The sequence below is a fragment of the Lysobacter sp. OAE881 genome (assembly GCF_040546665.1).
GTDB classification, from domain to species: Bacteria; Pseudomonadota; Gammaproteobacteria; order Xanthomonadales; family Xanthomonadaceae; genus Lysobacter_J; species Lysobacter_J soli.
This window is the reverse complement of record NZ_JBEPOG010000001.1, coordinates 648,667-671,037: the sequence shown is the minus strand read 5'-3', so window position 1 is coordinate 671,037 and position 22,371 is coordinate 648,667. Positions and strand designations below refer to the sequence as shown.

Annotated in this window: 18 protein-coding genes; 9 read left to right on the top strand and 9 right to left on the bottom strand. The window is 69.1% G+C overall.

What is annotated here, in order from left to right; genetic code table 11:
* Positions 1 to 95: 95 nt before the first annotated feature.
* The 4 genes from ABIE51_RS03010 to ABIE51_RS02995 all read right to left on the bottom strand — a co-directional run bounded on the left by ABIE51_RS03010 (position 96) and on the right by ABIE51_RS02995 (position 6,062).
* A complete protein-coding gene (locus ABIE51_RS03010; RefSeq protein WP_354503398.1) occupies positions 96 to 2,234 on the bottom strand; it encodes a S9 family peptidase in 2,139 nt (712 codons plus the stop codon).
* A gap of 76 nt (positions 2,235 to 2,310) precedes the next feature.
* On the bottom strand, positions 2,311 to 4,443 hold the full coding sequence (locus ABIE51_RS03005; protein WP_192632179.1) for a prolyl oligopeptidase family serine peptidase: 2,133 nt from the start codon (positions 4,441 to 4,443) through the stop codon (positions 2,311 to 2,313).
* Between the two features lie 103 nt (positions 4,444 to 4,546).
* Positions 4,547 to 4,846, bottom strand: a complete 300-nt coding sequence (locus tag ABIE51_RS03000) for a hypothetical protein (protein WP_354503395.1) — start codon at positions 4,844 to 4,846, stop codon at positions 4,547 to 4,549.
* 247 nt (positions 4,847 to 5,093) lie between these two features.
* Positions 5,094 to 6,062 carry a helix-turn-helix transcriptional regulator gene (locus ABIE51_RS02995; protein ID WP_115841145.1) on the bottom strand — a complete coding sequence of 323 codons (969 nt, stop codon included), beginning with the start codon at positions 6,060 to 6,062 and terminating at the stop codon, positions 5,094 to 5,096.
* 263 nt (positions 6,063 to 6,325) lie between these two features.
* On the opposite strand from ABIE51_RS02995, the gene ABIE51_RS02990 reads away from it, so the two are divergent.
* From ABIE51_RS02990 to ABIE51_RS02970, 5 genes are all read left to right on the top strand, one after another.
* Positions 6,326 to 9,358 (top strand): molybdopterin oxidoreductase family protein, encoded by a 3,033-nt coding sequence (locus ABIE51_RS02990; protein ID WP_354503392.1) that lies wholly within the window; start codon positions 6,326 to 6,328, stop codon positions 9,356 to 9,358.
* Positions 9,355 to 9,567: a hypothetical protein gene (locus tag ABIE51_RS02985; RefSeq protein WP_115841143.1), complete on the top strand. Its 213-nt coding sequence runs from the start codon at positions 9,355 to 9,357 to the stop codon at positions 9,565 to 9,567. Before ABIE51_RS02990 ends, ABIE51_RS02985 begins: the two co-directional genes overlap by 4 nt.
* 8 nt (positions 9,568 to 9,575) lie before the next feature.
* Entirely contained in the window at positions 9,576 to 10,343 is a 768-nt protein-coding gene (locus tag ABIE51_RS02980; protein ID WP_192632178.1) for a 4Fe-4S dicluster domain-containing protein, read from the top strand.
* 10 nt (positions 10,344 to 10,353) lie between these two features.
* Positions 10,354 to 11,328 carry a dimethyl sulfoxide reductase anchor subunit family protein gene (locus ABIE51_RS02975; protein WP_192632177.1) on the top strand — a complete coding sequence of 325 codons (975 nt, stop codon included), beginning with the start codon at positions 10,354 to 10,356 and terminating at the stop codon, positions 11,326 to 11,328.
* Between the two features lie 105 nt (positions 11,329 to 11,433).
* Positions 11,434 to 12,087: a DUF481 domain-containing protein gene (locus ABIE51_RS02970; protein ID WP_192632176.1), complete on the top strand. Its 654-nt coding sequence runs from the start codon at positions 11,434 to 11,436 to the stop codon at positions 12,085 to 12,087.
* 24 nt (positions 12,088 to 12,111) lie between these two features.
* Here the strand turns inward: ABIE51_RS02970 and ABIE51_RS02965 are convergent, their stop codons facing one another.
* The 5 genes from ABIE51_RS02965 to ABIE51_RS02945 all read right to left on the bottom strand — a co-directional run bounded on the left by ABIE51_RS02965 (position 12,112) and on the right by ABIE51_RS02945 (position 16,086).
* Positions 12,112 to 12,480, bottom strand: coding sequence for a hypothetical protein (locus tag ABIE51_RS02965; protein ID WP_192632175.1), 369 nt, complete (start codon positions 12,478 to 12,480; stop codon positions 12,112 to 12,114).
* A gap of 135 nt (positions 12,481 to 12,615) precedes the next feature.
* The gene (gene hemC, locus ABIE51_RS02960; RefSeq protein ID WP_192632174.1) at positions 12,616 to 13,533 is read right to left on the bottom strand and encodes a hydroxymethylbilane synthase; all 918 of its coding nucleotides are present in this window, start codon (positions 13,531 to 13,533) and stop codon (positions 12,616 to 12,618) included.
* A gap of 44 nt (positions 13,534 to 13,577) precedes the next feature.
* Positions 13,578 to 14,318, bottom strand: a complete 741-nt coding sequence (locus ABIE51_RS02955) for a LytR/AlgR family response regulator transcription factor (RefSeq protein WP_115841478.1) — start codon at positions 14,316 to 14,318, stop codon at positions 13,578 to 13,580.
* Between the two features lie 83 nt (positions 14,319 to 14,401).
* Positions 14,402 to 15,109 carry an alpha/beta hydrolase gene (locus tag ABIE51_RS02950; RefSeq protein ID WP_192632173.1) on the bottom strand — a complete coding sequence of 236 codons (708 nt, stop codon included), beginning with the start codon at positions 15,107 to 15,109 and terminating at the stop codon, positions 14,402 to 14,404.
* Between the two features lie 35 nt (positions 15,110 to 15,144).
* Complete coding sequence (locus tag ABIE51_RS02945; protein ID WP_192632172.1) at positions 15,145 to 16,086, bottom strand: energy transducer TonB; 942 nt, start codon at positions 16,084 to 16,086, stop codon at positions 15,145 to 15,147.
* Positions 16,087 to 16,191: 105 nt separating this feature from the next.
* Here ABIE51_RS02945 and ABIE51_RS02940 point away from each other — a divergent pair, with 105 nt between their 5' ends.
* From ABIE51_RS02940 to ABIE51_RS02925, 4 genes are read left to right on the top strand one after another with little or no spacing between them, the layout of a single operon-like run.
* Entirely contained in the window at positions 16,192 to 16,575 is a 384-nt protein-coding gene (locus ABIE51_RS02940; protein ID WP_192632171.1) for a hypothetical protein, read from the top strand.
* Positions 16,576 to 16,629: 54 nt separating this feature from the next.
* On the top strand, positions 16,630 to 17,907 hold the full coding sequence (locus ABIE51_RS02935; RefSeq protein WP_192632170.1) for a TolC family protein: 1,278 nt from the start codon (positions 16,630 to 16,632) through the stop codon (positions 17,905 to 17,907).
* Positions 17,904 to 19,151, top strand: coding sequence for an efflux RND transporter periplasmic adaptor subunit (locus tag ABIE51_RS02930; protein WP_192632169.1), 1,248 nt, complete (start codon positions 17,904 to 17,906; stop codon positions 19,149 to 19,151). Before ABIE51_RS02935 ends, ABIE51_RS02930 begins: the two co-directional genes overlap by 4 nt.
* Positions 19,152 to 19,158: 7 nt before the next feature.
* Positions 19,159 to 22,320 (top strand): efflux RND transporter permease subunit, encoded by a 3,162-nt coding sequence (locus tag ABIE51_RS02925; RefSeq protein ID WP_192632587.1) that lies wholly within the window; start codon positions 19,159 to 19,161, stop codon positions 22,318 to 22,320.
* Positions 22,321 to 22,371 lie beyond the last annotated feature (51 nt).

Genomic DNA, 22,371 nt, shown 5'->3' with positions numbered 1-22,371 from the left:
TCGGGCATCGCGAGTGCCGTCGCCATCGTGCTCCGACCCTCACCCCAACCCCTCTCCCGGAGGGAGAGGGGCTCAAGCGCTCGGCGCCTTGGAACCTACTTCGACGCCGTCGCCGCCGGCGTGGCGGGCACGCCGAGCTGGTCGAGCATGAAGGCGTACATCTCCGACAGCTCGCGGTAGCGGCGGAAGCGGCCCGACTTGCCGCCGTGGCCGGCGTCCATGTTCGTGCGGAACACGACCGGCGCCTTGCCCTGGTCCAGGTCGCGCAGGCGCGCGACGTACTTGGCCGGTTCCCAGTACTGCACTTGCGAGTCCCACAGGCCGGTGCCGACGAACATCGCCGGATACGCCTGCTTGCTCAGGTTGTCGTACGGCGAGTACGACAGCATGTAGTCGTAGTACTCCTTCTTTTCCGGGTTGCCCCACTCGTCGTATTCGTTGGTCGTAAGCGGGATGGTCGGATCGAGCATTGTCGTGACCACGTCCACGAACGGCACCTGCGACAGGATCACGCGGTACCGGTCGGGCGCCATGTTGGAGATCGCGCCCATCAGCAGGCCGCCGGCGCTGCCGCCGTACGCGGCGACGCGATCCTTCGCAGCAAAGCCCTGCTTCACCAGGTCGTCGGTGACGTCGATGAAATCAGTGAAGGTGTTCTTCTTGTGGAAGAGCTTGCCGTCGTCGTACCACTTGCGGCCCATCTCCTGGCCGCCGCGGATGTGCGCGATCGCGTAAACCATGCCGCGATCGAGCAGGCTCACCACCGGGCCGTTGAAGCGCGGATCGGTCGAGCTGCCGTAGCTGCCGTAGGCGTACTGCAGCATCGCGGCCTTGCCGTCCTTCTGGAAGCCCTTTTTGTAGACCAGCGAGACCGGCACTTTCACGCCGTCTCGCGCGGTCGCCCACACGCGCTCGGTGACGTATTTCTCCGGGTCGTAGCCGATGACCGGTTCGCGCTTGAGCAACTTGCGCTCGCCGGTGAGCACGTTGACCCCATACGTCGTGCCCGGCGTGGTCAACGAGGTGTAGCTGTAGCGCAGCCACGGCGTATCGTGCTCGGAGTTGACCGACAGTCCCATCGAATACGCCGGCTCGTCGGCCTTCACGTACTCCTCGGTGCCGTCGTTCTTGAGCACGCGCAGGCGCTCCAGCGCGTCGGAGCGCTCGGCGATCGTGGTGAACCCGTCGAACAGCTCGAAGCCTTCGATGAACACGTCGTCGCGGTGCGGCACCCACTCCTTCCACTGCTTGCGCGAGGTCGCGTCCGACGGCGCGGTCATCAGCTTGAAGTTCGCCGCGCCGCCTTCGTTGGTGCGGATCACCCAGCGATCGCCGAGGTGGTCGGCCTGGTATTCGACGTCGCGTTCGCGCGGCGCGAGCACGGTGAACTTCTCCGGATTGGCCGCCGGCGCGCAGCGCATCTCGCTCGACACCGTGCTTTCCACGCCGATGCAGATGAACTTGTCGTCGCGCGAGCGATCGATGCCCATGTAGAAGCTGTCGTCCTTCTCCTCGTACACCAGCACGTCCTTCGACGCGGGCGTGCCGAGCACGTGTTTCTTCACGCGCACGGTGAGCAGGGTTTCCGGATCGTTCTCGACGTAGAACAGGGTTTTGTTGTCGTCGGCCCAGACGAGGTTCGGCGAGACGCCGGTGATCTGGTCGGGGTAGACCTCGCCGGTTTCCAGGTTCTTGAAGCGGATGACGTACTGGCGACGGCCGACCGCGTCCTCGGCCCAGGCGAGGATCTTGTTGTCCTGGCTCACTTCCCAGTCGCCGACGCTGAAGTAGTCCTTGCCGGCGGCCATCTTGTTGACGTCGAGCAGCACCTGCTCGGCGGCGTCCATGGAACCGGCGCGGCGAGCGTAGATGGGGTAGTCCTGCCCGGTCTCGAAGCGGCTGTAGTACCAGTGGCCGCGCTCGCGGTACGGCACGGAGCTGTCGTCCTGCTTGATGCGGCCGACGATCTCCTCGTACAGCTTGTTTTCCAGCGGCTTCAGCGGCGCCATCACCGCGTCGGCGTAGGCGTTCTCGGCGTTGAGGTACGCCAGCATGTCGGCGTTCTTGCGCTTGTCGTCGCGCAGCCAGTAATACTCGTCGTTGCGTTGCGCGCCATGCGGCGCCTTCACGACGTGCGGCTTCTTCGCCGCGTCGGGCGGCGTGGCGGTGGCGGCGAGGGTCGGGGCGGTCGTGCTCATCAGGAGGGCCGAAAGCAGGAGGTGGGTCGGATTCATGGATGGGGTCCGGTTGTGCGTTGGACAACGGCTCGATTTCCAGCCCCTCCCCTGCTCGCAGGGGAGGGAGAAAGCGTTACTTGCCGCCTAGTTCATTCCACAGGAACGTGAAGGCGAGCGCGCTCATGTGCGCGGCCTGCGCGTTGTTGGCCGAACCGCCGTGGCCGCCCTCGATGTTCTCGTAGTAGCGCACGTCCTTGCCGGCGTCGAGCATCTTCGCCGCCATCTTGCGGGCGTGGCCGGGGTGCACGCGGTCGTCGCGCGTGGAGGTCATGAACAGCGTCGGCGGATAGGTCTTCTTCGCATCGAACAGGTGGTACGGCGAAAAGGTGCGGATGAAATCCCAGTCGGCCGTGTCCGGATCGCCGTACTCGGCCATCCACGACGCACCGGCCAGCAGATGGCTGTAGCGCTTCATGTCCAGCAGCGGCACCTGCACGACCACCGCGCCGAACAGCTCCGGATACTGCGTAAGCATGTTGCCGGTGAGCAGGCCGCCGTTGCTGCCGCCCTGGATGCCCAGGTGCTTCGTCGAGGTCACCTTGCGCGCGATGAGGTCCTGCGCGACCGCGGCGAAGTCCTCGTAGGCCTTGTGGCGATTGGCCTTCAGCGCGGCCTGGTGCCAGCGGGGGCCGTACTCGCCGCCGCCGCGGATGTTGGCGACCGCGTACACGCCGCCCTTCTCGAGCCAGCCCTTGCCGACGCTGCCCGAATACGCCGGCGTCAGCGAGATCTCGAAACCGCCGTAGCCGTACAGCAGCGTCGGCGCGGTGCCGTCGAGCTTCAGATCCTTCGGGCGCACGAGGAAATACGGCACGCGCGTGCCGTCCTTCGACGTCGCGAAGTGCTGCTCGATCACGTCCTTCGACGCATCGAAGAACACCGGCATCGTCTTGAGCACTTCGGGCTTGCTGCCGATCTGCGCCAGCGCCAGCGTCGTCGGGGTCAGGTAATCGGTGGCGGTGAGCCAGACGGCATCGCTTTCGTCGGCATCGACCGCCGACACGCCGAGCGTGCCGAACGTCGGCGCGCCGGTGAAGTCGGTGCGCGTCCACTCGCCCGCCGCCGGCGTGAGCACGCCCAGGCGGTTCTTCACGTCGTCCAGCACGTTGAGCACCAGGTGCGACTTCGTCCAGGTGTAGCCCGCCAGCGACGTGCGCTCGGTCGGCGTGAACAGCGCGGTGAACTCGCGCTTGCCGGCCATGAAGGCGTCGAAGTTCGTGGCGATCAGGCTGCCGGCCGGCCACGTCTTGCCGCCGGCCTCGTACGGTTCGCGAAGTTCGAGCAGCAGCCACTCGCGGTGCACGGACTTGCTGGCGGAGTTGGGGGCGTCGATCTTCTTCAGGGCACCCGACCCATCGCGCAGGTACAGCTCGTCGTTGTAGAACGCGAGCGTGCGGCTGACGAAATCGCGCTCGAAGCCCGGCGTGTGGTCGCGCAGCGCCGCGATGTACATGTCGTTCGGCTTGCCCTCGTACACCACGCGGGCCTGCCCGATCGGCGTGCCGCGCTTCCATTCCTTGACGATGCGCGGGTAGCCGGAGCTGGTCATCGACGACGCGCCATTCGGAGCGGGACCGAAATCCGTGTAGACATACACCGTGTCGCGATCGATCCAGCCGAGCGCGCCCTTGGCCTCGTCGCGGAAGAAGCCGTCCTTCACCCAAGTCTTCGTCGACAGGTCGAATTCGCGCGTGACGTCGGCGTCGGCACCGCCGCGCGACAGCGCGATCAGGCAGCGCGAATAATCCGGACGCAGGCAATCCACCCCATGCCACACCCAGTTCTCGCCTTCGGCCTTGTTCAGCGCGTCGAGGTCGATGACGGTTTCCCACTTCGGCGACGCCTTGCGGTACTCCTCCAGCGTCGTCCGGCGCCACAGGCCGCGCTCGTGCTGCTTGTCCTTCCAGAAGTTGTAGTAGTAGTCGCCGATCTTCTCGACGCCGGGAATCTTGGCGTCGGAATCGAGGATGGCGCGGATGTCGGACTCCAGCTGCTTGAACTGCGGCGAGGTGGCCAGTTCGGATTCGGCCTGCGCGTTGTGCGCCCGGACCCAGTCGAGGGAACGCTCGGCGGTGACGTCTTCGAGCCAGGCGTAGGGATCGGCGGACACGGCGGGGGACTCCTTGGGTGCGGCGCCGGCCAGGGTCGCGGCCGCCAGGCCCGTGGACAACATCAGGGTCTGGCAGGCGATCGACAGCTTCGACATCGGCGCTCCGGGTGCATGGAATGGACCCGGAACGCTAGCACAGCGCGCGAAGGCCGCCGCCGTCGCCGGACGTCGCGCGGCTGTGCCGGAGCAGGCGTCCCGCTCAGGCGGCCTGCGAGTGGCGGCTGCGCGGCATCGACACGCGACGGCGACGCGCCTGCGCCCCGGCGCGGCGGCGCATGCGGACAGGCGCGGCGGTTTCGGCCTCGCGTGCCGGCATGCGGAAGCGGTGCAGCGCCCACCACGCGCACAGCGGCATCGCGACCAGCCACAGCGGCATCCAGCCGAAGGTCGGGCTGAAACCGCGCGCGGCCGGCAGCAGCGCGACGATCGCGACTCCTATCGCGACGGCATGGCGCATCAGGACGTCGAGGCCGGAATGGATGTCGGGACGGGTCTGCATGGCTCGGTCTCCGTTGGAATGGAGCCAGCCTGCGGGCGGGGCATCTCAGGGGCTGCGACGGCGTTCCAGCCCCTCTCCCCACGGGAGAGGGGTTGGGGTGAGGGGCAACGGAGTGGCAACGCCGATACCCCGTTGCTTCGCTGCACACGGTCTTGAATACGAACTGCGGAAATCCACGCAAGTACGAGCGCGGTCGCCCGCCCCGACCCGCACCCCAACCCTTATCACGGCGGGAGAGCGGCCTGGCTCACCTTTCGTAATTGCTGAGCGCCAGCTGCAGCAAGGCGCGCGCCTGCTCGCGCAGCACCGGCGGCTCGACGATTTCCGCGTCGCTGCCGTAATGCATGACGTCCATCAGCAGTTCGCGGCCGGCGCTGTAGGGAACCTTCAACTCGTAACGGCCATCGGGCAGGAAGCGCCCCTGCTGCTGCGAATGCCAGTGCTCGTCGGCCACCCAGCGCGCGGCCTTGGGCGTGAAGAGGATGGTCGCCCAACCCTTGGGCGTGCCGGAAAAAATGCCGTAGCTCGAGGCCAGGTGCTTGTCGAGTTCCTCGTCGGGCACGTCGCGCGCGGCCGTCTCCGACAGCTTCGCCGCGCTGATGCGGTCCACCGCGAAGCTGCGCAGCGCCTCGCGGTTGTGGTCCCAGGCGTCGAGGTACCAGTTCTCGCGGTAATGCGTCAGACGTTGCGGCGATACCGTTCGGCGCGTCTGCTCGTCGGTGGAGCGCGCGCGGTATTCGAAACTGAGCTGCTTGCGATCGAGCACCGCGGTGGCGACGGTCCGGAACGCGGTCTCGTCGAGACGGCGCGTGCGGTGCGGGATCACGCGCACGCGCTCGACCGGCACGCGACGCCCGCCGGCGTGTTCGTCCAGCAGCTTCTCGATGCGGTGCTGCAACGGCGCCAGCGCATTGGACAGCACGCCACCACCGCTGCGGACCAGCAGCTGTTGCGCGGCGAGCAGCGAATGCAGTTCCTCGGAACTGAGCCACAGGCCGGGCAGTTCGAAGCGCTCGCCTTCGCTGTGGTCGTAGCGGAATCCCGCCTCGCCGTTGCCCACCACCGGCGCCATCAGGTAATCGCGCAGGTACGCCAGGTCGCGGTAGACCGTGGCCCGCGAGCATTCCAGGTCCTCCTGGAGCCGCTGCACCGTGACCGGATAGCGCGCGGCGCTGAGGATGCGGTGGAGGGCGTGGATGCGTTCGATGCGTTCCATGGGTCGCGGTCGAGGAAGCGGAGGGAAAGGATCGCACCGCGCCATGGCGGCCGCCAGCGGCAAGGGTGCGTCGGGCCCGCTGAACCGGGCGACTACGATACTGCGGTCACGTTTGCACGCCGCGTGAGGGACGCGCCGCGCGGCATCGCAGGCGGGAACATCGGCGAACGCACGCGCAAAACACCGCCACGCCGTGCAATACCTGCAGCGCAGTGGGAACACGGGCTGTGTCGTCCCGTGCCGCGCGCAGGCACAATGACCGGATGCGCCAGCCCGAGCCCGCCATCGACACCTCGCCCAGCATCGGCGACGAGGTGAAGACCACCACCTGCTACATGTGCGCGTGCCGTTGCGGCATCAAGGTGTGGCTCAAGGACGGGCAGATCCGCTACATCCAGGGCAATCCGGACCACCCGGTGAACCAGGGCGTGCTGTGCGCCAAGGGTTCGGCCGGGATCATGCAGCACTACTCGCCGGCGCGGCTGGACAAGCCGTTGCTGCGCGTGGGCGAGCGCGGTTCGGGCGAATTCCGCGAGATCGAATGGGATGAGGCGTTGGACATTGCCGCGTCCTGGCTGAAGCCGATCCGCGAACGCAATCCCGACAAACTGGCCTTCTTCACCGGTCGCGACCAGTCGCAGGCGCTCACCGGCTGGTGGGCGCAGCAGTTCGGCACGGTGAACTACGCCGCGCACGGCGGTTTCTGCTCGGTGAACATGGCCGCCGCGGGGCTCTATACCGTCGGCGGCAGCTTCTGGGAGTTCGGCGAACCAGACTGGGACCACACGCAGTACCTGATGCTGTGGGGCGTGGCCGAAGACCACGACTCCAATCCGATCAAGCTCGGGCTGGGCAAGCTCAAGGCGCGCGGCGCGAAGATCGTCGCGGTCAACCCGGTGCGCTCCGGTTATGGCGCGATCGCGGACGAATGGATCGGCATCCGCCCCGGCACCGACGGCCTGTTCGCCTTCGCGCTGATCCACGAGCTGCTCAACGCCGATCGCATCGACCTGGATTACCTGGTGCGCTACACCAACGCGCACTGGCTGGTCGTCGACGATCCGGGCGGCGCGGAAGACGGCCTGTTCGCACGCGACCTGGAAGGGCATCCGCTGTGCGCGATCGACTCGCATCGCTTTGCGCGCGCCAACGATACCGGCATCGCGCCGCGCGTGGTCGGCGAATACACGCTGCGTGACGGTCGTCGCGCGGTGCCGGCGTTCCATCTGGTCGCGCAGCGTTACCTCGATCCGCAGTACTCGCCCGATGCGGTGAGCGAGCGTTGCGGCATTCCGGCCGACACGATCCGCCGCATCGCGCGCGAACTGGCCGAAGCCGCGTTCGATCGCGCGTTCAAGTTGCCCATCGCGTGGACCGATGCGTGGGGTCGCGAACACGATTCGATGCAGGGTCGCCCGGTGTCGATGCATGCGATGCGCGGCATCAGCGCGCACAGCAACGGCTTCCACACGTGCCGCGCGTTGCATGTGCTGCAGATGCTGCTCGGCGCGGTGGATGCGCCGGGTTCGTTCCGCTACCAGCCGCCGTTCCCCAAGCCGCTGCCGCCGCCCAATCGCCCCGGCAAGGCGCGCCAGGCCAACGGCGTGCTCGACGCCGCCCCGCTTGGATTCGTGCACGGGCCCGAAGACCTCGTCGTCGACGAGGCTGGCGCGCCACGCCGCATCGACCACGCGTTCTCGTGGGCGTATCCGCTGTCGGCGCACGGGATGATGCACACCGTCATCCGCAACGCGTGGGCGGGCGATCCCTACCCCATCGACACGCTCATGATGTTCATGGCGAACATGAGCTGGAATTCGTCGATGAACACCGCGCAGACCATCGCGTGGCTCACCGACAAACGCGACGATGGCGAGTACCGCATTCCGCGCATCATCTATGCCGATGCGTACGCCTCCGAAATGGTCGCCTACGCCGACCTCGTCCTGCCCGATACGACGTACCTGGAACGCTTCGACGCGATCAGCCTGCTCGACCGGCCGATTTCGGACGCCGACGGCGCGGCGGACGCCATTCGCCATCCGGTGCTCGACTCGGCGAAACAGCGCGAAGGCCGTGACGTTCGCGGCTTCCAGTCGGTGCTGATCGACCTGGGCGCGCGCATCGGCCTGCCCGGCCTCACGAACGAGGACGGCTCGCCGAAGTACCGCGACTACGCCGATTACATCGTCCGCCATGAACGCGCGCCGGGCGTCGGCCTGCTCGCCGGCTGGCGCGGTGCGCATGGGGAAGTCGAGGCGAAGGGGCAGCCCAATCCGCAGCAGCTGCAGCGCTACATCGACAACGGCGGCTTCTGGCGAAGCGAAGTTCCCGAGGACGCGCGCTATTTCAAGATGGCCAACCGCGGCTATCTCGACTGGGCGCAGAAGATGGGCTTCCTGGGCCACGCCGACCCGATCGTGCTGCAGCTCTACTCGGAAACGATCCAGAAATTCCGCCTCGCCGCGCAGGGCCACGGCGCGGTACAGCCGCCGGACGAACACCGCGAGCGCGTGGCGACGTACTTCGATCCAATTCCGCTCTGGTATGAGCCCCTGGAAGGGGCTCAGGTCGAACGCGCTGCCCGCGCCGCCCGGCACGAGGAATCCGAAAGCCGAACCCGCACGGCCATCACTCCCCCTCTCCCGTCCGCGGGAGAGGGATGGGGTGAGGGCGACTCCGGCGGGGAGCTTGCCGGTGGGACTTCACCCCTCCCCAACCCTCCCCTGCGCGCAGGGGAGGGAGACCATCCCTTCCCCCTCAGCGCCGTCACGCAGCGTCCGATGTTCATGTACCACGCGTGGGGTTCGCAGAATGCGTGGCTGCGGCAGATCGCGACGCGCAACTGGCTGTACCTGCATCCGGACACCGCGGCACGTCACGGCATTCGCGATGAAGACTGGATCGAGGTCACCTCGCACCACGGCACGATCACGGTGCAGGCGAAATTCGCCGCGAACGTACAGCCGGACACCGTGTGGACGTGGAACGCCATCGGCAAGCGCCGCGGCGCGTGGAAGCTCGGCAAGGACGCGCCGGAAGGGCGCCAAGGTTTCCTGCTCAACCACCTGATTTCCGATATCACGCCGCGCGGCGATTACGCCAATGCCGACCCCGTCACCGGGCAGGCGGCGTGGTTTGACCTGCGCGTGCGCATCACGCGCTCTGCGCCGAAGGACGGCGCGGTGAGGGAAAGCTCGCCGCAGTTCGCGCCGCTGGCGATGGGCGAAGCGGACGACGCGCCGCTGCGTTACGGCGCGCAATTCCGTGCGAAGCGCGAAGGAACCTCGTCATGAAATCCATCCGACTCCTCGCCGGCTGGCTGTGCATCGTGCTCGGCTTCGCGGTGATGATCCTCATCAGCTTCGGCGTGTTCGATCCGATCGCGCCGGCTGAAACGGGCACGTCGATCGTGCCGGTGCTGATCGGCATGCTGCCGAGCGTGACCTTCGGCATCGCCCTGTTCGCGATCGGCGTCTGGCTGATCAGTTCCCGCAAACGCTGAAGATTCCGATGACCGACCTGCCGCCGCCGTCGACGAAGAAACTCGGGCTCGTCATCGACCTGGACACCTGCGTGGGCTGCCATGCCTGCGCGGTGAGCTGCAAGGAATGGAACGCCGGCGGTTTCGCCGCGCCGCTCACCGACGAGAAACCGTACGGCAAGGATCCGTCGGGCGTGTGGTTCAACCGCGTGCACAGCTACGAGGTCGCGGCTACGCAGGGTTGCGCATCGAGCCCCACACCACAGCCCGCGCAGACGCTGCATTTCCCGCGTTCGTGCCTGCATTGCGAAACGCCCGCGTGCGTGACCGTGTGCCCGACCGGCGCCAGCTACAAGCGCGCTGAAGACGGCATCGTGCTGGTCGACGAGGACAAGTGCATCGGCTGCAAGCTGTGCTCGTGGGCCTGCCCGTACGGCGCGCGCGAGTACAGCGAAGTCGAAGGCGTGATGAAGAAATGCACGCTGTGCGTCGACCGCATCTACAACGAGAACCTCGCCGAGTCCGAACGCCAGCCGGCCTGCGTGCAGGCCTGCCCGACACGCGCGCGGCACTTCGGCGACCTCGGCGATCCGGAATCGAAGGTGTCGAAACTCGTGGCCGAACGCGGCGGCGTCGACCTGCTGCCGCAGCTGGGCTACCAGCCCGTAAACAAATACCTGCCGCCGCGTCCGCGCCGCACGGGCGAGCCGACCACCGCCGCGCCGCAGGACGAAACCCTCGACACCGCCGCGCTGCCGCCGATGCTGCGCTGGCTCGACCGCGTACTCAGCCGCTGAGTCTTCTCGCATGCATCCTGCGTTTTCCGTCATCGCCTTCACCACGCTCTCCGGCGCGGGCTACGGCCTGTTGCTGTGGGCCGGTGGCCTGATCCTGCTGCCGGCGTTGCAGGGCCGCGCGCCCGCCAACGGCACGACCATCCTGCTGTGGGGCGTGCTGCTCGTGCTCGGCCTCGTGCTCACCACCGCCGGCCTGCTCAGTTCGATGCTGCACCTGGGCAAGCCCGGCCGCGCGTGGCGCGCCTTCTCGCAGTGGCGTACGTCGTGGCTCTCGCGCGAAGGCGTGTTCGCCGTGGCGACGGCGCTGGTCGTGGTCGCGATGCTGGCCGTGCTCGGGCTCGGCATCGCCGGGGCATTGCCGCAATCGCTGTGGATCGCGATGCCGTTGCTGGCCGCGATCATGGTGCTGCTGTCGCTGTGCACGATCGCCAGCACCGCGATGATCTACGCCTCGTTGAAGCCCATTCCCGCCTGGCGTCATCCGCTGGTGCTGCCGGCGTACTTCGTCTTCGCGGTGCTCACCGGCTGGCTGGTGCTGATGGCGCTGGTGAACTGGGCCGCATTGTCGGACGAAGCGCTCGGCGTGATCCTGCTGGTGACCTTCGCGCTGGCGATCGTCGCCGGCGTGCTCAAGCTCGTGTACTGGCATCGCATCGACCGCCAGCCGCTCGGCGCCACGCGTGGCGAAGCCCTCGGCCTGCCCGGACGCGATGTCGACGTGTTCGAACGCCCGAACACGCAGGCCAACTACATCAACAAGGAAATGGGCTACGTGCTCGCGCGCAAGCATGCGCGACCGTTGCGCTTCATCGCGCTGGTGCTGTTCGCGGTGGTACCGATGGTGGCGTCGTGGTTCGCGTGGGCGAATCCCGCGCTGGCCGGCCCCGTGTTCACCCTCGGGGCCCTTCTGGCGCTGGCCGGAACGCTGGTCGAACGCTGGCTGTTTTTCGCCCAGGCCCGGCACCTGGTCACGCTTTACTACTGAAGTCCCTGAACGGAAACGGATTTTCGGACGCGTCCGATTTGCCTGTAACCGTTTCCATGGGCAACATGGGCACTTCCCCGTTCCCCATTCACGACGATGCTCGGTGTGCTCGGGCTCGCCCTGCTCGGCGGCCCCTTCGTGACATTGCCGATGCCGGTCACCCCCGGCGACCCGACGCTGATGGCCATCGCGAGCGATCCGGCGCAGATGCGGCTGTACTGCTTTTCCACGCGCTGCGGCGATGAGGAGTGGCAGGTCGCGATGGCGGCACCCATGCCGGTGGAGTCCAACGGCGACGCGCGGCACCGCACGCTGCGCCTGCCTGGCAGCCAGAGCTACACGTCGCTCAGCGCGCCAGCCACGCCGCGCGATAGCAAGGCGTCGTACTCCAACGACTTCCGCATCGGCGCGCGCTACGGCATGCAGGTGATGCGCGACGGCCCGACGCAGGTCGGCCTGACGCTCGGCGCCGGCTACCGCCTCGCCCCGCTGTACGACGACGGCATCAACCAGGCAGGCCCGGTGCTTCGCGGCGAACTCAACCTGGGCCAGAAGGTCGGCGAGCGCGCTACCTGGACGCAGCGGGTGCAGTTCGAAAGCGGGCGCGGCGAGGCATTCGTGAAGCAGTCGATGAGCTTCGACGTGAACCTTGCGCCGAACTGGACGCTGGAAAGCGACTTCGCGATCCGCCACGACACGCAGAGCGGCGGCGGCAAGGAAACGGCCGAAAGCAGCATTGAGCTGCGTCGGCGCTTCTAGCAGCGGCAGTTCTAACAGGAGCGGTCAGCCCACCTGGTCGGGACTGCCTCCAAAGACCGCAAGCAGCAGCAACACCAGCGCGATCGCGGCGATCAGCGCGTGCGCGATCACCAGCCACGCCGGCAGCAGTCGCTGCCGCCATTTGTACGCCAGGCTCATGATGGCCCCGCCGCCCGCGGCCAGCAGGAAGAGCACGAGCGCGAACAACACCGTCGGGGCCACCGCCTGCGTGCACAGCGCGTAGATCACCAGTGTGAGGCCGGAGGCGGCCAACAGGCCGTGTCCCATCGCGAGCCATGCGGGCGGATTGTGTTTGGTCGCGAACCGGATCGCCGCCATGAGCAGGCCGCCGAGCGCGGTTATCGCGAAGAGGATCGATGCGGTCTGGAGCATTTCCGACTCCCGATCAGGGCCGCGCACAGGCTAGGTCGCGCCCGGTGAGGCGGCCGTGTCGGCGATGTCGAGGCGTCGTCACGACGGGAGCCCGCGGCCGCCGTGCGGGGTCGCTTGCCGGGCCGGCGGGCCGCCTCAGTGCGAAGCGGCGATGAGGTCGCCCGCGCCCTGTGCGAGCAGTTGTGCGGCGACGTCCTTTCCGAGCGCCTCGGGCGCATCGCCCTGGCCTTCGCCTTCGGCGCGGACGATTGCACCATCGCTCGCCGAACCCACCAGGCCCGACAGGTGCAGTCGCCCGTTCTCCAATTGCGCGAACGCGGCCACCGGCACGTGGCAGCTGCCGTGCAGCGTGCGGTTCATCGCGCGCTCGGCTTCCGCGCAGGTGCGCGCGGCGGCATCGTCGAGGCGCGCGCACAGCTCGCGCGTGGCGAAGTCGTCGTCGCGGCATTCGATGGCCACCGCGCCCTGCGCCGGCGCGGGCAGCCACTGCGGCGCCTGCAGGCGGTCGCGGATGCGGTCGTCGAAACCCAGTCGCTGCAATCCCGCGCAGGCCAGGACGATCGCGTCGTATTCGCCCGCATCGAGCTTCGCCAACCGCGTGTTGACGTTGCCGCGCAGATCGGCGAGTTGCAGGTCCGGACGCAGCGCGCGCAACTGGGCCTGGCGTCGCAGCGACGACGTGCCGACGCGCGCACCTTGCGGAAGTCCGGCGATGTTGGCGTAGCGGTTGCTGACGAAGGCGTCGGCGTAGTCGGCGCGCGCGAGGATCGCCGGGAGCGTGAAGCCCGGCTCCAGCTCCATCGGCACGTCCTTGAGCGAATGCACGGCGCAGTCGGCGTCGCCGCGGAGCATCGCCAGTTCCAGTTCCTTCAGGAACAACCCCTTGCCGCCGATCGCCGCGAGCGAGCGGTCGAGCACCTCGTCGCCGCGCGTGCTCATCGGCACCAGTTCCACCGTCAGGCCGGGATGCGTCGCGCGAAGGCGGTCGGCGACGTGCTCGCTCTGCCAGAGGGCGAGCGGGCTCTTTCGGGTGGCGATGCGCAGCGTCTTCATCGCGACATTATCGCGGAAAGGCGCCGCGGCCGTTTTGCCATGGATCAGAGGTGCTTGAGCGTTTCCTTCAACCCCGCCACGCAGCGCCGGCTGACTTCCAGCGGCGCCTTGCCATGGCGGAGCACGGCCTGCACGTGGCCATCGGGTGCGCGGCGCAGCTCGACGATCTCATGCCGCGCGACCAGGCAGTTGCGGTGGATGCGCACGAAACGCTCGCCGAATTCGTCTTCCAGCGACTTCAGCGATTCCTCGATCAGGTCCTCGCCGCGCGCGTGGTGCACGACGACGTACTTCTCCTCGGCGTGCAGGTAGTGCACGTCCTCGATCGGGATCAGCCGCAGGCTGCCGCGCAGGCGCGCGCACAGGTGGCTGCGCCGCTGTCCGACGGGGCCGGCGCCATTGCCGTCGCCGTTCTTCTCGCGGCCGGCGGCGAAGGTGCGCACGCGCTCCAGCGCGGCGGCCAGGCGTTCGGCGCGCACGGGCTTGACGAGGTAATCGATGGCCTCCGCCTCGAAGGCCGACAGCGCGTGCGCGTCGTACGCGGTGCAGAACACCACGGCCGGCCGTGGGTCGAATGCGGCGAGGTGGCGCGCGGCTTCCAGCCCGTCGATGCCCGGCATCGCGATGTCCAGCAGCACCAGGTCGGGACGGTGTTCGGCGCAGGCGTGCAGCGCGTTCTGGCCGTCGGCCGCCTCGGCGACGACCTCCACGCCACGCTGTTCGGCGAGCAGCCCACGCAGGCGCTCGCGCGCCAGCGGTTCGTCATCGGCGATCACTACCCTCATCGGCGCGTCCATCCCCAGGCCGGCAGAGCCGTTCAGGGGGAGGATAGCCCCGGGCGGGGCCGGCTTACCAATCGTCGGGACGCTCAACCCGCAAAACGGCGCGACAGCCAGTCGCCCAGGTCGCGGATCTCCTCCGCGCAGACCTGGTGGGCCATCGGGTAGTCGTGCCATTCCAGGTCGAAGCCCATGGCCTTCATGGCTTGAGAACTGCGCAAGCCGATCGCCGCCGGCACCACGGGGTCGAACTGCCCGTGCGCCATGAACAGCGGCTGCGAGGTCGCCGCCGCCTGCAGCGCCGCGGCCGCCTGCGCGGGCGACTCCGGCAGGTAGGTCGACAATCCGGCCAGGCCGGCGAGCGGCACGCGACGGCGCAGCCCCGCCGACAGCGTGATCGCCCCGCCCTGCGAGAAGCCGACCAGCACGATGCGTTCGGCCGGAACGCCGCGTTCGTTCTCGCGCGCGATCAGCGCTTCGACCTGCGCCACCGATTCGGCGACGCCGGCCTCGTCGGCGCGATTGCGGGCGGCGTCGGTGTGCAGCGCGTCGAAATCGAAATGCACGATGTCGTACCACGCGCGCATGCGCATGCCGTTGTTGATCGTCACCGGGCGCACCGGCGCGTGCGGGAAGACGAAACGCAGCGCCGGCCAGTCGCGCCGCACCAGTTCGGGCACGATCGGCGCGAAGTCGTGGCCGTCGGCGCCCAGGCCGTGCAGCCAGAGCACGGTCCACGTCGGCGACGGGCCGGTTTCGAATTCGACGGTTTCCAGCAGCGGGGCGGTGGTGTTCATGCCCGCATTGTCGCCGCTGCGCCGTGGCGCGCCAATCAGGTGTTCGGATCCGGCGGCAGGCGGAAGGTGACGGTGCGCGTGGTGGTCACGCGGCGCGAAGTCGCTTCGAACTGCCAGCGCGCGGCGGCGGCGAGCGCGGCCTGCTCGAACAGGCCTTCCGGCTGCGCCGACACGGCGCGCGCGTCGGTGACGCGGCCGTCGGGCTGGATGGTGAAGGCGATCTGCACGCTGCCTTCGATGCGGCGATTGCGCGCGGCCAGCGGATAGCGCGGCGCGGCGTCCTGGAGCAGGCGCGGCAAGGCAGTCGGCGCCGGCTCGGTGCGCGCGACGGGTGCGGTCGGCGCGGCTTCCTTCGGCGTCACGGGCTCGGGCGGTGCGGGCGGCGGCGTCGCGATCGTCGCCACCGGCGCGGGCGTGGGCGTGACGGACGCACCCGGCGCGCTCATCCGGGCAAGCGGCGGCGCGGTCGGCGTCGCCTGCACCGGTCTCGCCAGCGCAGGCTTCGCGGCATCGGCGATGCGCGCGCCTTCCTCGCGATCGGCGCGTTCCTGCGCCACGCGCAGCGATTCGCGGAGACGCGGCAACGCCGGCGCGTGCGTGTCCATGCGCGCGAGCAGGCCGACCAGGCGGCGCGCTTCGTCCAGCTGCTGCTGCGCGAGCGCCTGCTCCGTGGCGATCAGCACGTACGGCTGCAATTCGCCCAGCGCGGCGGCGACACCCGGCTCGGGTTCGCGTTCGCGCAGGGCGAGGTAGTACTCGACGGCGTTGTCGCCGGCCGGCGTGTGCAGGCGCTGGTCGCGAAGCGCGGCTTCGGCACGCGCGCGCAGCGGCTGCGTTTCCATCTGTTCGAGCACGGGCGCGGGCAGCGCTTCGGTTACCGCTGCCGACGCCTCCTGCGCCGCGGGCGCCCGCGCGCCCTCGCATCCGGCCAGCGCCAGCATCAGCAAACCCGCACCCGCCAGACCCGCGAACCGCATTGCACGTTCCCCTGCGAAAAACCGGCACAGGCTAGGCAGCGCATGTGACGGCTTCGCGGCAATGCGCAATTGTGTTTCGCGGCGCCCGCCGCGTACCCTGCGCCGATGCTTCGCGTTTCCGCCCTCGCCCACGCTTTCCGGCTGATGCTGCTCGGCCTGCTGCTGTGCGGCGTCGTGCTGAAGCCGTCGATGGCGATCGCGGAAGAAATGCACGAGCTCCTGGCACACGCCGCCGTAGCGGGCGACGGCCACACGCACGCCGAGGGCCATGCGGCTGCATCGATCCCGCCTGCGACCGGCGACGACCCGAAGCCGCACGACGACAGCCATCTCCACCTGACCCATTGCTGCGGCCAGCAGGCCGCCGTCCTGCCGCGGCTGGACCTCGCGCTGCCGTGGATCCACCTGGATTCGCCGCTGCCCGCGCAGATCGTCGTCTTCGCGCCCACGCCGCATCCGGCGCCGTTCCGTCCTCCGATCGCCGTCTGACCGTCCTGCCGGCCTCCCGCCGGCGTTCCGTCATTCCCACATCGGAGCGTTCCCATGTTTTCGCGACTCGCGGCCTCCGCCGCGCTTGTCGTCGTGCTCGTTGCGGCGTTGCCCGCGCGGGCCGGCGACCGATTGACCCTGGACGACGCGTTCGCGCGCGTCGCCGCTTCACATCCCGACCTTCGTCTGCCCGCGCTGCGCGGCGAGATCCTCGCCGCCGAGCTCGACGAAGCCCTGCAACGCCCCGCCCTTCGCGCGGGCGTCGAGCTCGAGAACGCGCCCGGCACCGGCGATTACAGCGGCGTCGACGGCGCCGAGCTGACCCTGAGCCTGGCGTCGGTGCTCGAACGCGGCGGCAAGCGCGACGCACGCCGTGCGCTCGCGCAGGGCCGCATCGACGCACTCGCGCCCGAGCGCGAAGCCGCGCGCCTCGACCTTCTGGCCGAAACAGCCCGCCGTTACCTCGACGTCGTCGGCGCGAAGCATCGACGCGACCTCGCCGACGCCGACATCGCCCAGCGCACGCGCACCGTCGCCGCTGCGCGCCATCGCTTCCAGGCCGGTGCGTCGCCGGAATCGGTGCTGCTCACCGCGCAGGCCGCGCTGGCGCGCGCGCAGCTCGAACAGCGCCGTGCCGCCCAGACGATGGACGCCGCGCGGCAGCACCTCGCCGCGTTGTGGGGCGAACGCGAGCCGCGCTTCGAGACGACCGATATCGACCCGCTTGCGCTTCCCGCCATCGCCGACTTCGACGCGCTCGCCGCGACGCTGGAACGCACGCCGGAACTCGCGCGCTTCGCCAATGAGCGCCGCATCGGCGAAGCGCGCCTGCAGCTGGCCCGCTCGCAGGCGAAGGCCGACATCGACTGGCAGCTGGGCGTGCGCGCGTTCAACGACACCGATGACGCCGCGCTCGTGGCCAGTGCATCGATGCCGCTGGGCGGTACGCGTCGCGCGCAGCCGCAGATCCGCGCCGCGGAAGCCGGACTGGCGATGCTCGAAGTCGAACGGGAATCGCGCGGCATCTCGCTCTACTCGACGCTCGTGGACGCGCACGGCCGCTATCGCGTCGCGCAGCTGGAAGTGCTGCGCCTTCGTGACGACGTGCTGCCCACGCTCGTGCGCGCTGAAGCCGCCGCCGAACGCGCCTACCGCGCCGGCGCGATCAGCTACCTCGAATGGGCGCAGCTGCAATCCGAACGCACCGCCCTCGCGCGTCAGCAGCTCGATACCGCACTCGACGCCCACCGCGCCCTCATCGAAATCCAGCGCCTGACCGGGGACGCCCTCGTGCAGCCCACCGCGCGCACGGAACAGGAACCCACGCCATGAAACTCCGACTGACGATCGCACTCCTCGCGCTGGCGCTGGCCGGATGCGGCAATTCCGGCACGACCGACGCCGGCCACGATCACGCCGCAGAAGGCGCCCACGCCGACGCCGATGCGCGCGGCCGGCACGGCGGTCGCCTGCTGCGGCAGGACGACGTCACCGTCGAACTCGCCATCGCCGAAGACGGCACGCCGCCGAAGTACGAAGCCTGGCTCTACCGCGACGACGAGCCGCTGCCTGCGACGGCGGGCGAAGTGGATGTCGCCCTCACACGATTGGGCAACGTGCGCGAAACGCACGCACTGCGCGCCCGAAAGGATGGCCGGCTGATGGCCGAGAGCGTCGTTGGCGAGCCGCATTCGTTCGACGTCGTCGTCACCGCGCGCATCGACGGCCGCACCTTGCGCTGGAATTTCCCGAGCCATGAGGGCCGCACCGTCATCGCCGCCGACGTCGCACGGCAGTCGGGCATCCGCGTCGCGAAGGCCCGGGCGGGCGTGATTGCCGACGAACACGAGGTGCAGGGTCTGTTGACGCCCGTCGAAGGCCGAGTCGCCAGCGCGATGGCGCGCTTTCCAGGTCCGATCCGCGCCCTGCGCGCCAACGTCGGCGACGCCGTGCGCGCCGGGCAGCCGCTCGCGAGCATCGAAAGCAACCTGAGCCTGTCGCAATACACCGTCGCCGCGCCGATTTCCGGCGTCGTGCTGTCGCGCAACGCCGCGGTCGGCGCGGTCGCGGGCGAAGGCGCGCCGCTGTTCGAGATCGCCGACCTGTCGACGTTGTGGGTCGACCTGCACGTGTTCGGCGCCGACGCCACGCACCTGCGCGCAGGCGTGCCGGTCACGGTCACGCGCATGAGCGACGGCGTGCAGGCGCAGACGACGCTGGAGCGCGTCCTGCCCAGAACGGCGACCGCCAGCCAGAGCACGGTCGCGCGCGCGACGCTCGAAAACGCCGATGGGCTGTGGCGCCCGGGCTCGGCGGTGAGCGCGAAGGTCACCGTCGCGCGGCAGCCGGTCGCGATGGCGGTGCCGCTGTCGGCGTTGCAGCGCTTCCGCGACTGGGATGTCGTGTTCGTGCGCGTCGGCGACACCTACGAGGTGCGGCCGCTCGAACTAGGGCGCCGCGACGCGTCGCAGGTCGAAGTGCTGTCGGGCCTGCGCGCAGGCGACGACGTCGTCGTCGAACAGAGCTATCTGGTAAAGGCGGACATCGAGAAGTCGGGGGCGTCCCATGACCACTGACGCCGGCGTGCTCGAAAGACTCATCCGCTTCGCCATCCGCCATCGCTGGCTGATGATGGCGCTGACCGCGGCGTTGATCGCGCTGGGCGTGTGGAGTTTCCAGCGCCTGCCCATCGACGCGACACCCGACATCACCAACGTGCAGGTGCAGATCAACACGCAGGCGCCGGGCTATTCGCCGCTGGAAGCCGAACAGCGCGTCACTTTCCCCATCGAGACCGCGCTGGCCGGGCTGCCGAAACTCGACTACACGCGCTCGTTGTCGCGCTACGGGCTGTCGCAGGTCACCGTCGTGTTCAAGGACGGCACCGACCTGTTCTTCGCGCGGCAACAGGTGGCCGAGCGGCTGCAGCAGGTGAAATCGCAGCTGCCCGAAGGCCTGGAGCCGGAACTGGGGCCGATCTCGACCGGGCTGGGCGAGATCTTCATGTACACGGTCGAAGCCGATCCCGCCGCGCGCAAACCCGACGGCACGCCGTGGAATTCCACCGACCTGCGCACGCTGCAGGACTGGGTCGTGCGCCCCCAGTTGCGCAACACGCCGGGCGTGACCGAGGTGAACACCATCGGCGGCTACGCGCGGCAGATCCACATCACGCCCGATCCCGCGCGCCTGGTCGCGCTGGGCTTCGGCCTGCGCGACGTCGTGACCGCGGTGGCGGCGAACAACCGCAACGTCGGCGCCGGCTACATCGAACGCAACGGCCAACAGTTCCTCGTGCGCGTGCCGGGCCAGGTCGCCGACCTCGACGCGATCCGCGACATCGTGCTCGACCGGCGAGACGGCGTGCCGATCCGCGTGCGCGACGTCGCGCAGGTCGACGAAGGCCCGGAACTCCGCAACGGCGCCGCGATGCAGGACGGCCGCGAAGTCGTGCTCGGCACCGTCTTCATGCTGGTGGGCGCGAACAGCCGCGATGTCGCGCAGGCCGCAGCGGCCAAAGTGCAGGCGGCGAACGCGAGCCTGCCCGCGGGCGTCAAGGCGCACGCCGTCTACGACCGCACCGCACTCGTGGACCGCACCATCGCCACGGTGACGAAGAACCTCGTCGAAGGCGCGCTGCTGGTCGTGGTCGTACTGTTCCTGCTGCTGGGCAACCTGCGCGCGGCGTTGATCACCGCGGCGGTGATCCCGCTGTCGATGCTGTTCACGACGACCGGGATGGTGCGCGGCGGCGTCTCGGGCAACCTGATGAGCCTGGGCGCGCTCGACTTCGGCCTGATCGTCGACGGCGCGGTGATCATCGTGGAGAACTGCCTGCGCCGCTTCGGCGAAGCGCAGCACGCGTTGGCGCGCGAGCTCACCGACGAGGAACGCCACGACCTCACCGCATCGGCGACGGCCGAAGTGATCCGTCCGAGCCTGTTTGGCCTGGGCATCATCACCGCGGTGTATTTGCCGATCTTCGCCCTCACCGGCATCGAGGGAAAGATGTTCCACCCGATGGCGATCACCGTCGTGCTGGCGCTGACCGGCGCGATGCTGCTGTCGCTTACCTTCGTGCCGGCGGCGATCGCGCTGTGCCTGCGTGGCCGCGTCGCGGAGAAGGAAAGCCGCGTCATCGCATGGGCGCAGCGTGCGTATCGGCCCGCGCTGGCATGGTCGTTGTCGCATCGCGCGGTGATGATCGCCTCGGCAGGCGTGCTGGTCGCCGGTTGCGCGCTGCTCGCAACGCGGCTGGGCACCGAGTTCATTCCTGGCCTCGACGAAGGCGACGTCACCGTGCACGCGCTGCGCATTCCAGGCACCAGCCTCAGCCAGGCGGTGACGATGCAGGCGCGGCTTGAGCGCAGTTTCCGCGCGATGCCGGAAGTCGAGCGCGTCTTCAGCAAGATCGGCACGGCGGAAATCGCCAACGATCCGATGCCGCCTTCGGTCACCGACACCTACGTGATGCTGAAGCCGCGCGATGAGTGGCCCGACCCGCGCAAGCCGAAGGCGCGCCTGCTGGCGGAAATGGAAGCCGTCGCGCAACGCCTGCCCGGCAACAACTACGAGTTCACCCAGCCTATCCAGATGCGCATGAACGAGCTGATTTCCGGCGTGCGCGCGGACGTCGCGGTGAAGGTGTACGGCGACGACCTCGACACGCTGGTGCGTGTCGCGCGCGAGGTCGAAACCGTGATCGCCACGGTGCCGGGCGCGGCCGACGTGAAGAGCGAACAGGCCACCGGACTGCCGCTGCTGTCGATCGCGCCCGACCGCCGCGCGCTCGCCGGCTACGGGCTCAACCCGGGCGATGTGCAGGACACCGTTGCGACGGCGATCGGCGGCGAAGTGGCCGGGCAACTGTTCGAAGGCGACCGCCGTTTCGACATCGTCGTGCGCCTGCCCGAAGCGCTGCGTTCCGATCCTGCGCGACTGGCCGACCTGCCGATCCCGCTGCGCGACAGCGGCAACGCCGACGAATCCAGCCGCGATGCGACCTGGGCCGCCGGCGCGCCGCGCACCGTGCCCCTGCGCGAAGTGGCGAGGATCGAGACCGTGCTCGGCCCGAACCAGATCAACCGGGAGGACGGAAAGCGCCGCGTCGTCGTCACCGCGAACGTGCGCGAACGCGACCTCGGCGGCTTCGTCGCCGAACTCCAGCAGCGCGTGCAACGCGACGTGACGCTGCCGCCGGGTTACTGGATCGGTTACGGCGGCACGTTCGAGCAGCTGATTTCGGCGAGCCAGCGACTGGCCGTGGTGGTGCCGGTGACGCTGGTGGTGATCCTGGCGCTGCTGTTCTGGGCGTTCGGTTCGGCGAAGGATGCCGCGCTGGTGTTCAGCGGCGTGCCGCTCGCGCTGACCGGCGGCGTGATCGCGCTCGCGCTGCGCGGCATTCCGCTGTCGATTTCCGCCGGCGTGGGCTTCATCGCGCTCTCGGGCGTGGCGGTGCTCAACGGGCTGGTGCTGGTGAGCTTCATCCGTCGCCTGCGCGAATCCGGGATGCCGTTGCACGACGCCATCGTCGACGGTGCGCTCGGCCGCCTGCGCCCGGTGCTGATGACCGCGCTCGTGGCGTCGCTGGGCTTCGTGCCGATGGCGCTGAACGTCGGCGCAGGCTCGGAAGTGCAGCGTCCGCTGGCGACGGTGGTGATCGGCGGCATCGTGTCGTCGACCCTGCTCACGCTGCTGGTGCTACCGGCGCTGTACGCGTGGGCGCATCGGCGCGGCACCGCCTGACTGCCCTTTGCTGCCGTCATCCCCGCGAAGGCGCGGATGACGGCAACGCCG

What these genes read in the sequence shown, in the direction of transcription:
- ABIE51_RS02995 (WP_115841145.1), bottom strand. Translation starts at nt 6,062, where the DNA reads ATGGAACGCATCGAACGCATCCACGCCCTCCACCGCATCCTCAGCGCC.
- ABIE51_RS02940 (WP_192632171.1), top strand. Translation starts at nt 16,192, where the DNA reads ATGCTTCGCGTTTCCGCCCTCGCCCACGCTTTCCGGCTGATGCTGCTC.
- ABIE51_RS02950 (WP_192632173.1), bottom strand. Translation starts at nt 15,109, where the DNA reads ATGAACACCACCGCCCCGCTGCTGGAAACCGTCGAATTCGAAACCGGC.
- hemC (WP_192632174.1), bottom strand. Translation starts at nt 13,533, where the DNA reads ATGAAGACGCTGCGCATCGCCACCCGAAAGAGCCCGCTCGCCCTCTGG.
- ABIE51_RS02990 (WP_354503392.1), top strand. Translation starts at nt 6,326, where the DNA reads ATGCGCCAGCCCGAGCCCGCCATCGACACCTCGCCCAGCATCGGCGAC.
- ABIE51_RS03000 (WP_354503395.1), bottom strand. Translation starts at nt 4,846, where the DNA reads ATGCAGACCCGTCCCGACATCCATTCCGGCCTCGACGTCCTGATGCGC.
- ABIE51_RS02980 (WP_192632178.1), top strand. Translation starts at nt 9,576, where the DNA reads ATGACCGACCTGCCGCCGCCGTCGACGAAGAAACTCGGGCTCGTCATC.
- ABIE51_RS02930 (WP_192632169.1), top strand. Translation starts at nt 17,904, where the DNA reads ATGAAACTCCGACTGACGATCGCACTCCTCGCGCTGGCGCTGGCCGGA.
- ABIE51_RS02965 (WP_192632175.1), bottom strand. Translation starts at nt 12,480, where the DNA reads ATGCTCCAGACCGCATCGATCCTCTTCGCGATAACCGCGCTCGGCGGC.
- ABIE51_RS02975 (WP_192632177.1), top strand. Translation starts at nt 10,354, where the DNA reads ATGCATCCTGCGTTTTCCGTCATCGCCTTCACCACGCTCTCCGGCGCG.
- ABIE51_RS02985 (WP_115841143.1), top strand. Translation starts at nt 9,355, where the DNA reads ATGAAATCCATCCGACTCCTCGCCGGCTGGCTGTGCATCGTGCTCGGC.
- ABIE51_RS02945 (WP_192632172.1), bottom strand. Translation starts at nt 16,086, where the DNA reads ATGCGGTTCGCGGGTCTGGCGGGTGCGGGTTTGCTGATGCTGGCGCTG.
- ABIE51_RS02955 (WP_115841478.1), bottom strand. Translation starts at nt 14,318, where the DNA reads ATGAGGGTAGTGATCGCCGATGACGAACCGCTGGCGCGCGAGCGCCTG.
- ABIE51_RS03010 (WP_354503398.1), bottom strand. Translation starts at nt 2,234, where the DNA reads ATGAATCCGACCCACCTCCTGCTTTCGGCCCTCCTGATGAGCACGACC.
- ABIE51_RS02935 (WP_192632170.1), top strand. Translation starts at nt 16,630, where the DNA reads ATGTTTTCGCGACTCGCGGCCTCCGCCGCGCTTGTCGTCGTGCTCGTT.
- ABIE51_RS03005 (WP_192632179.1), bottom strand. Translation starts at nt 4,443, where the DNA reads ATGTCGAAGCTGTCGATCGCCTGCCAGACCCTGATGTTGTCCACGGGC.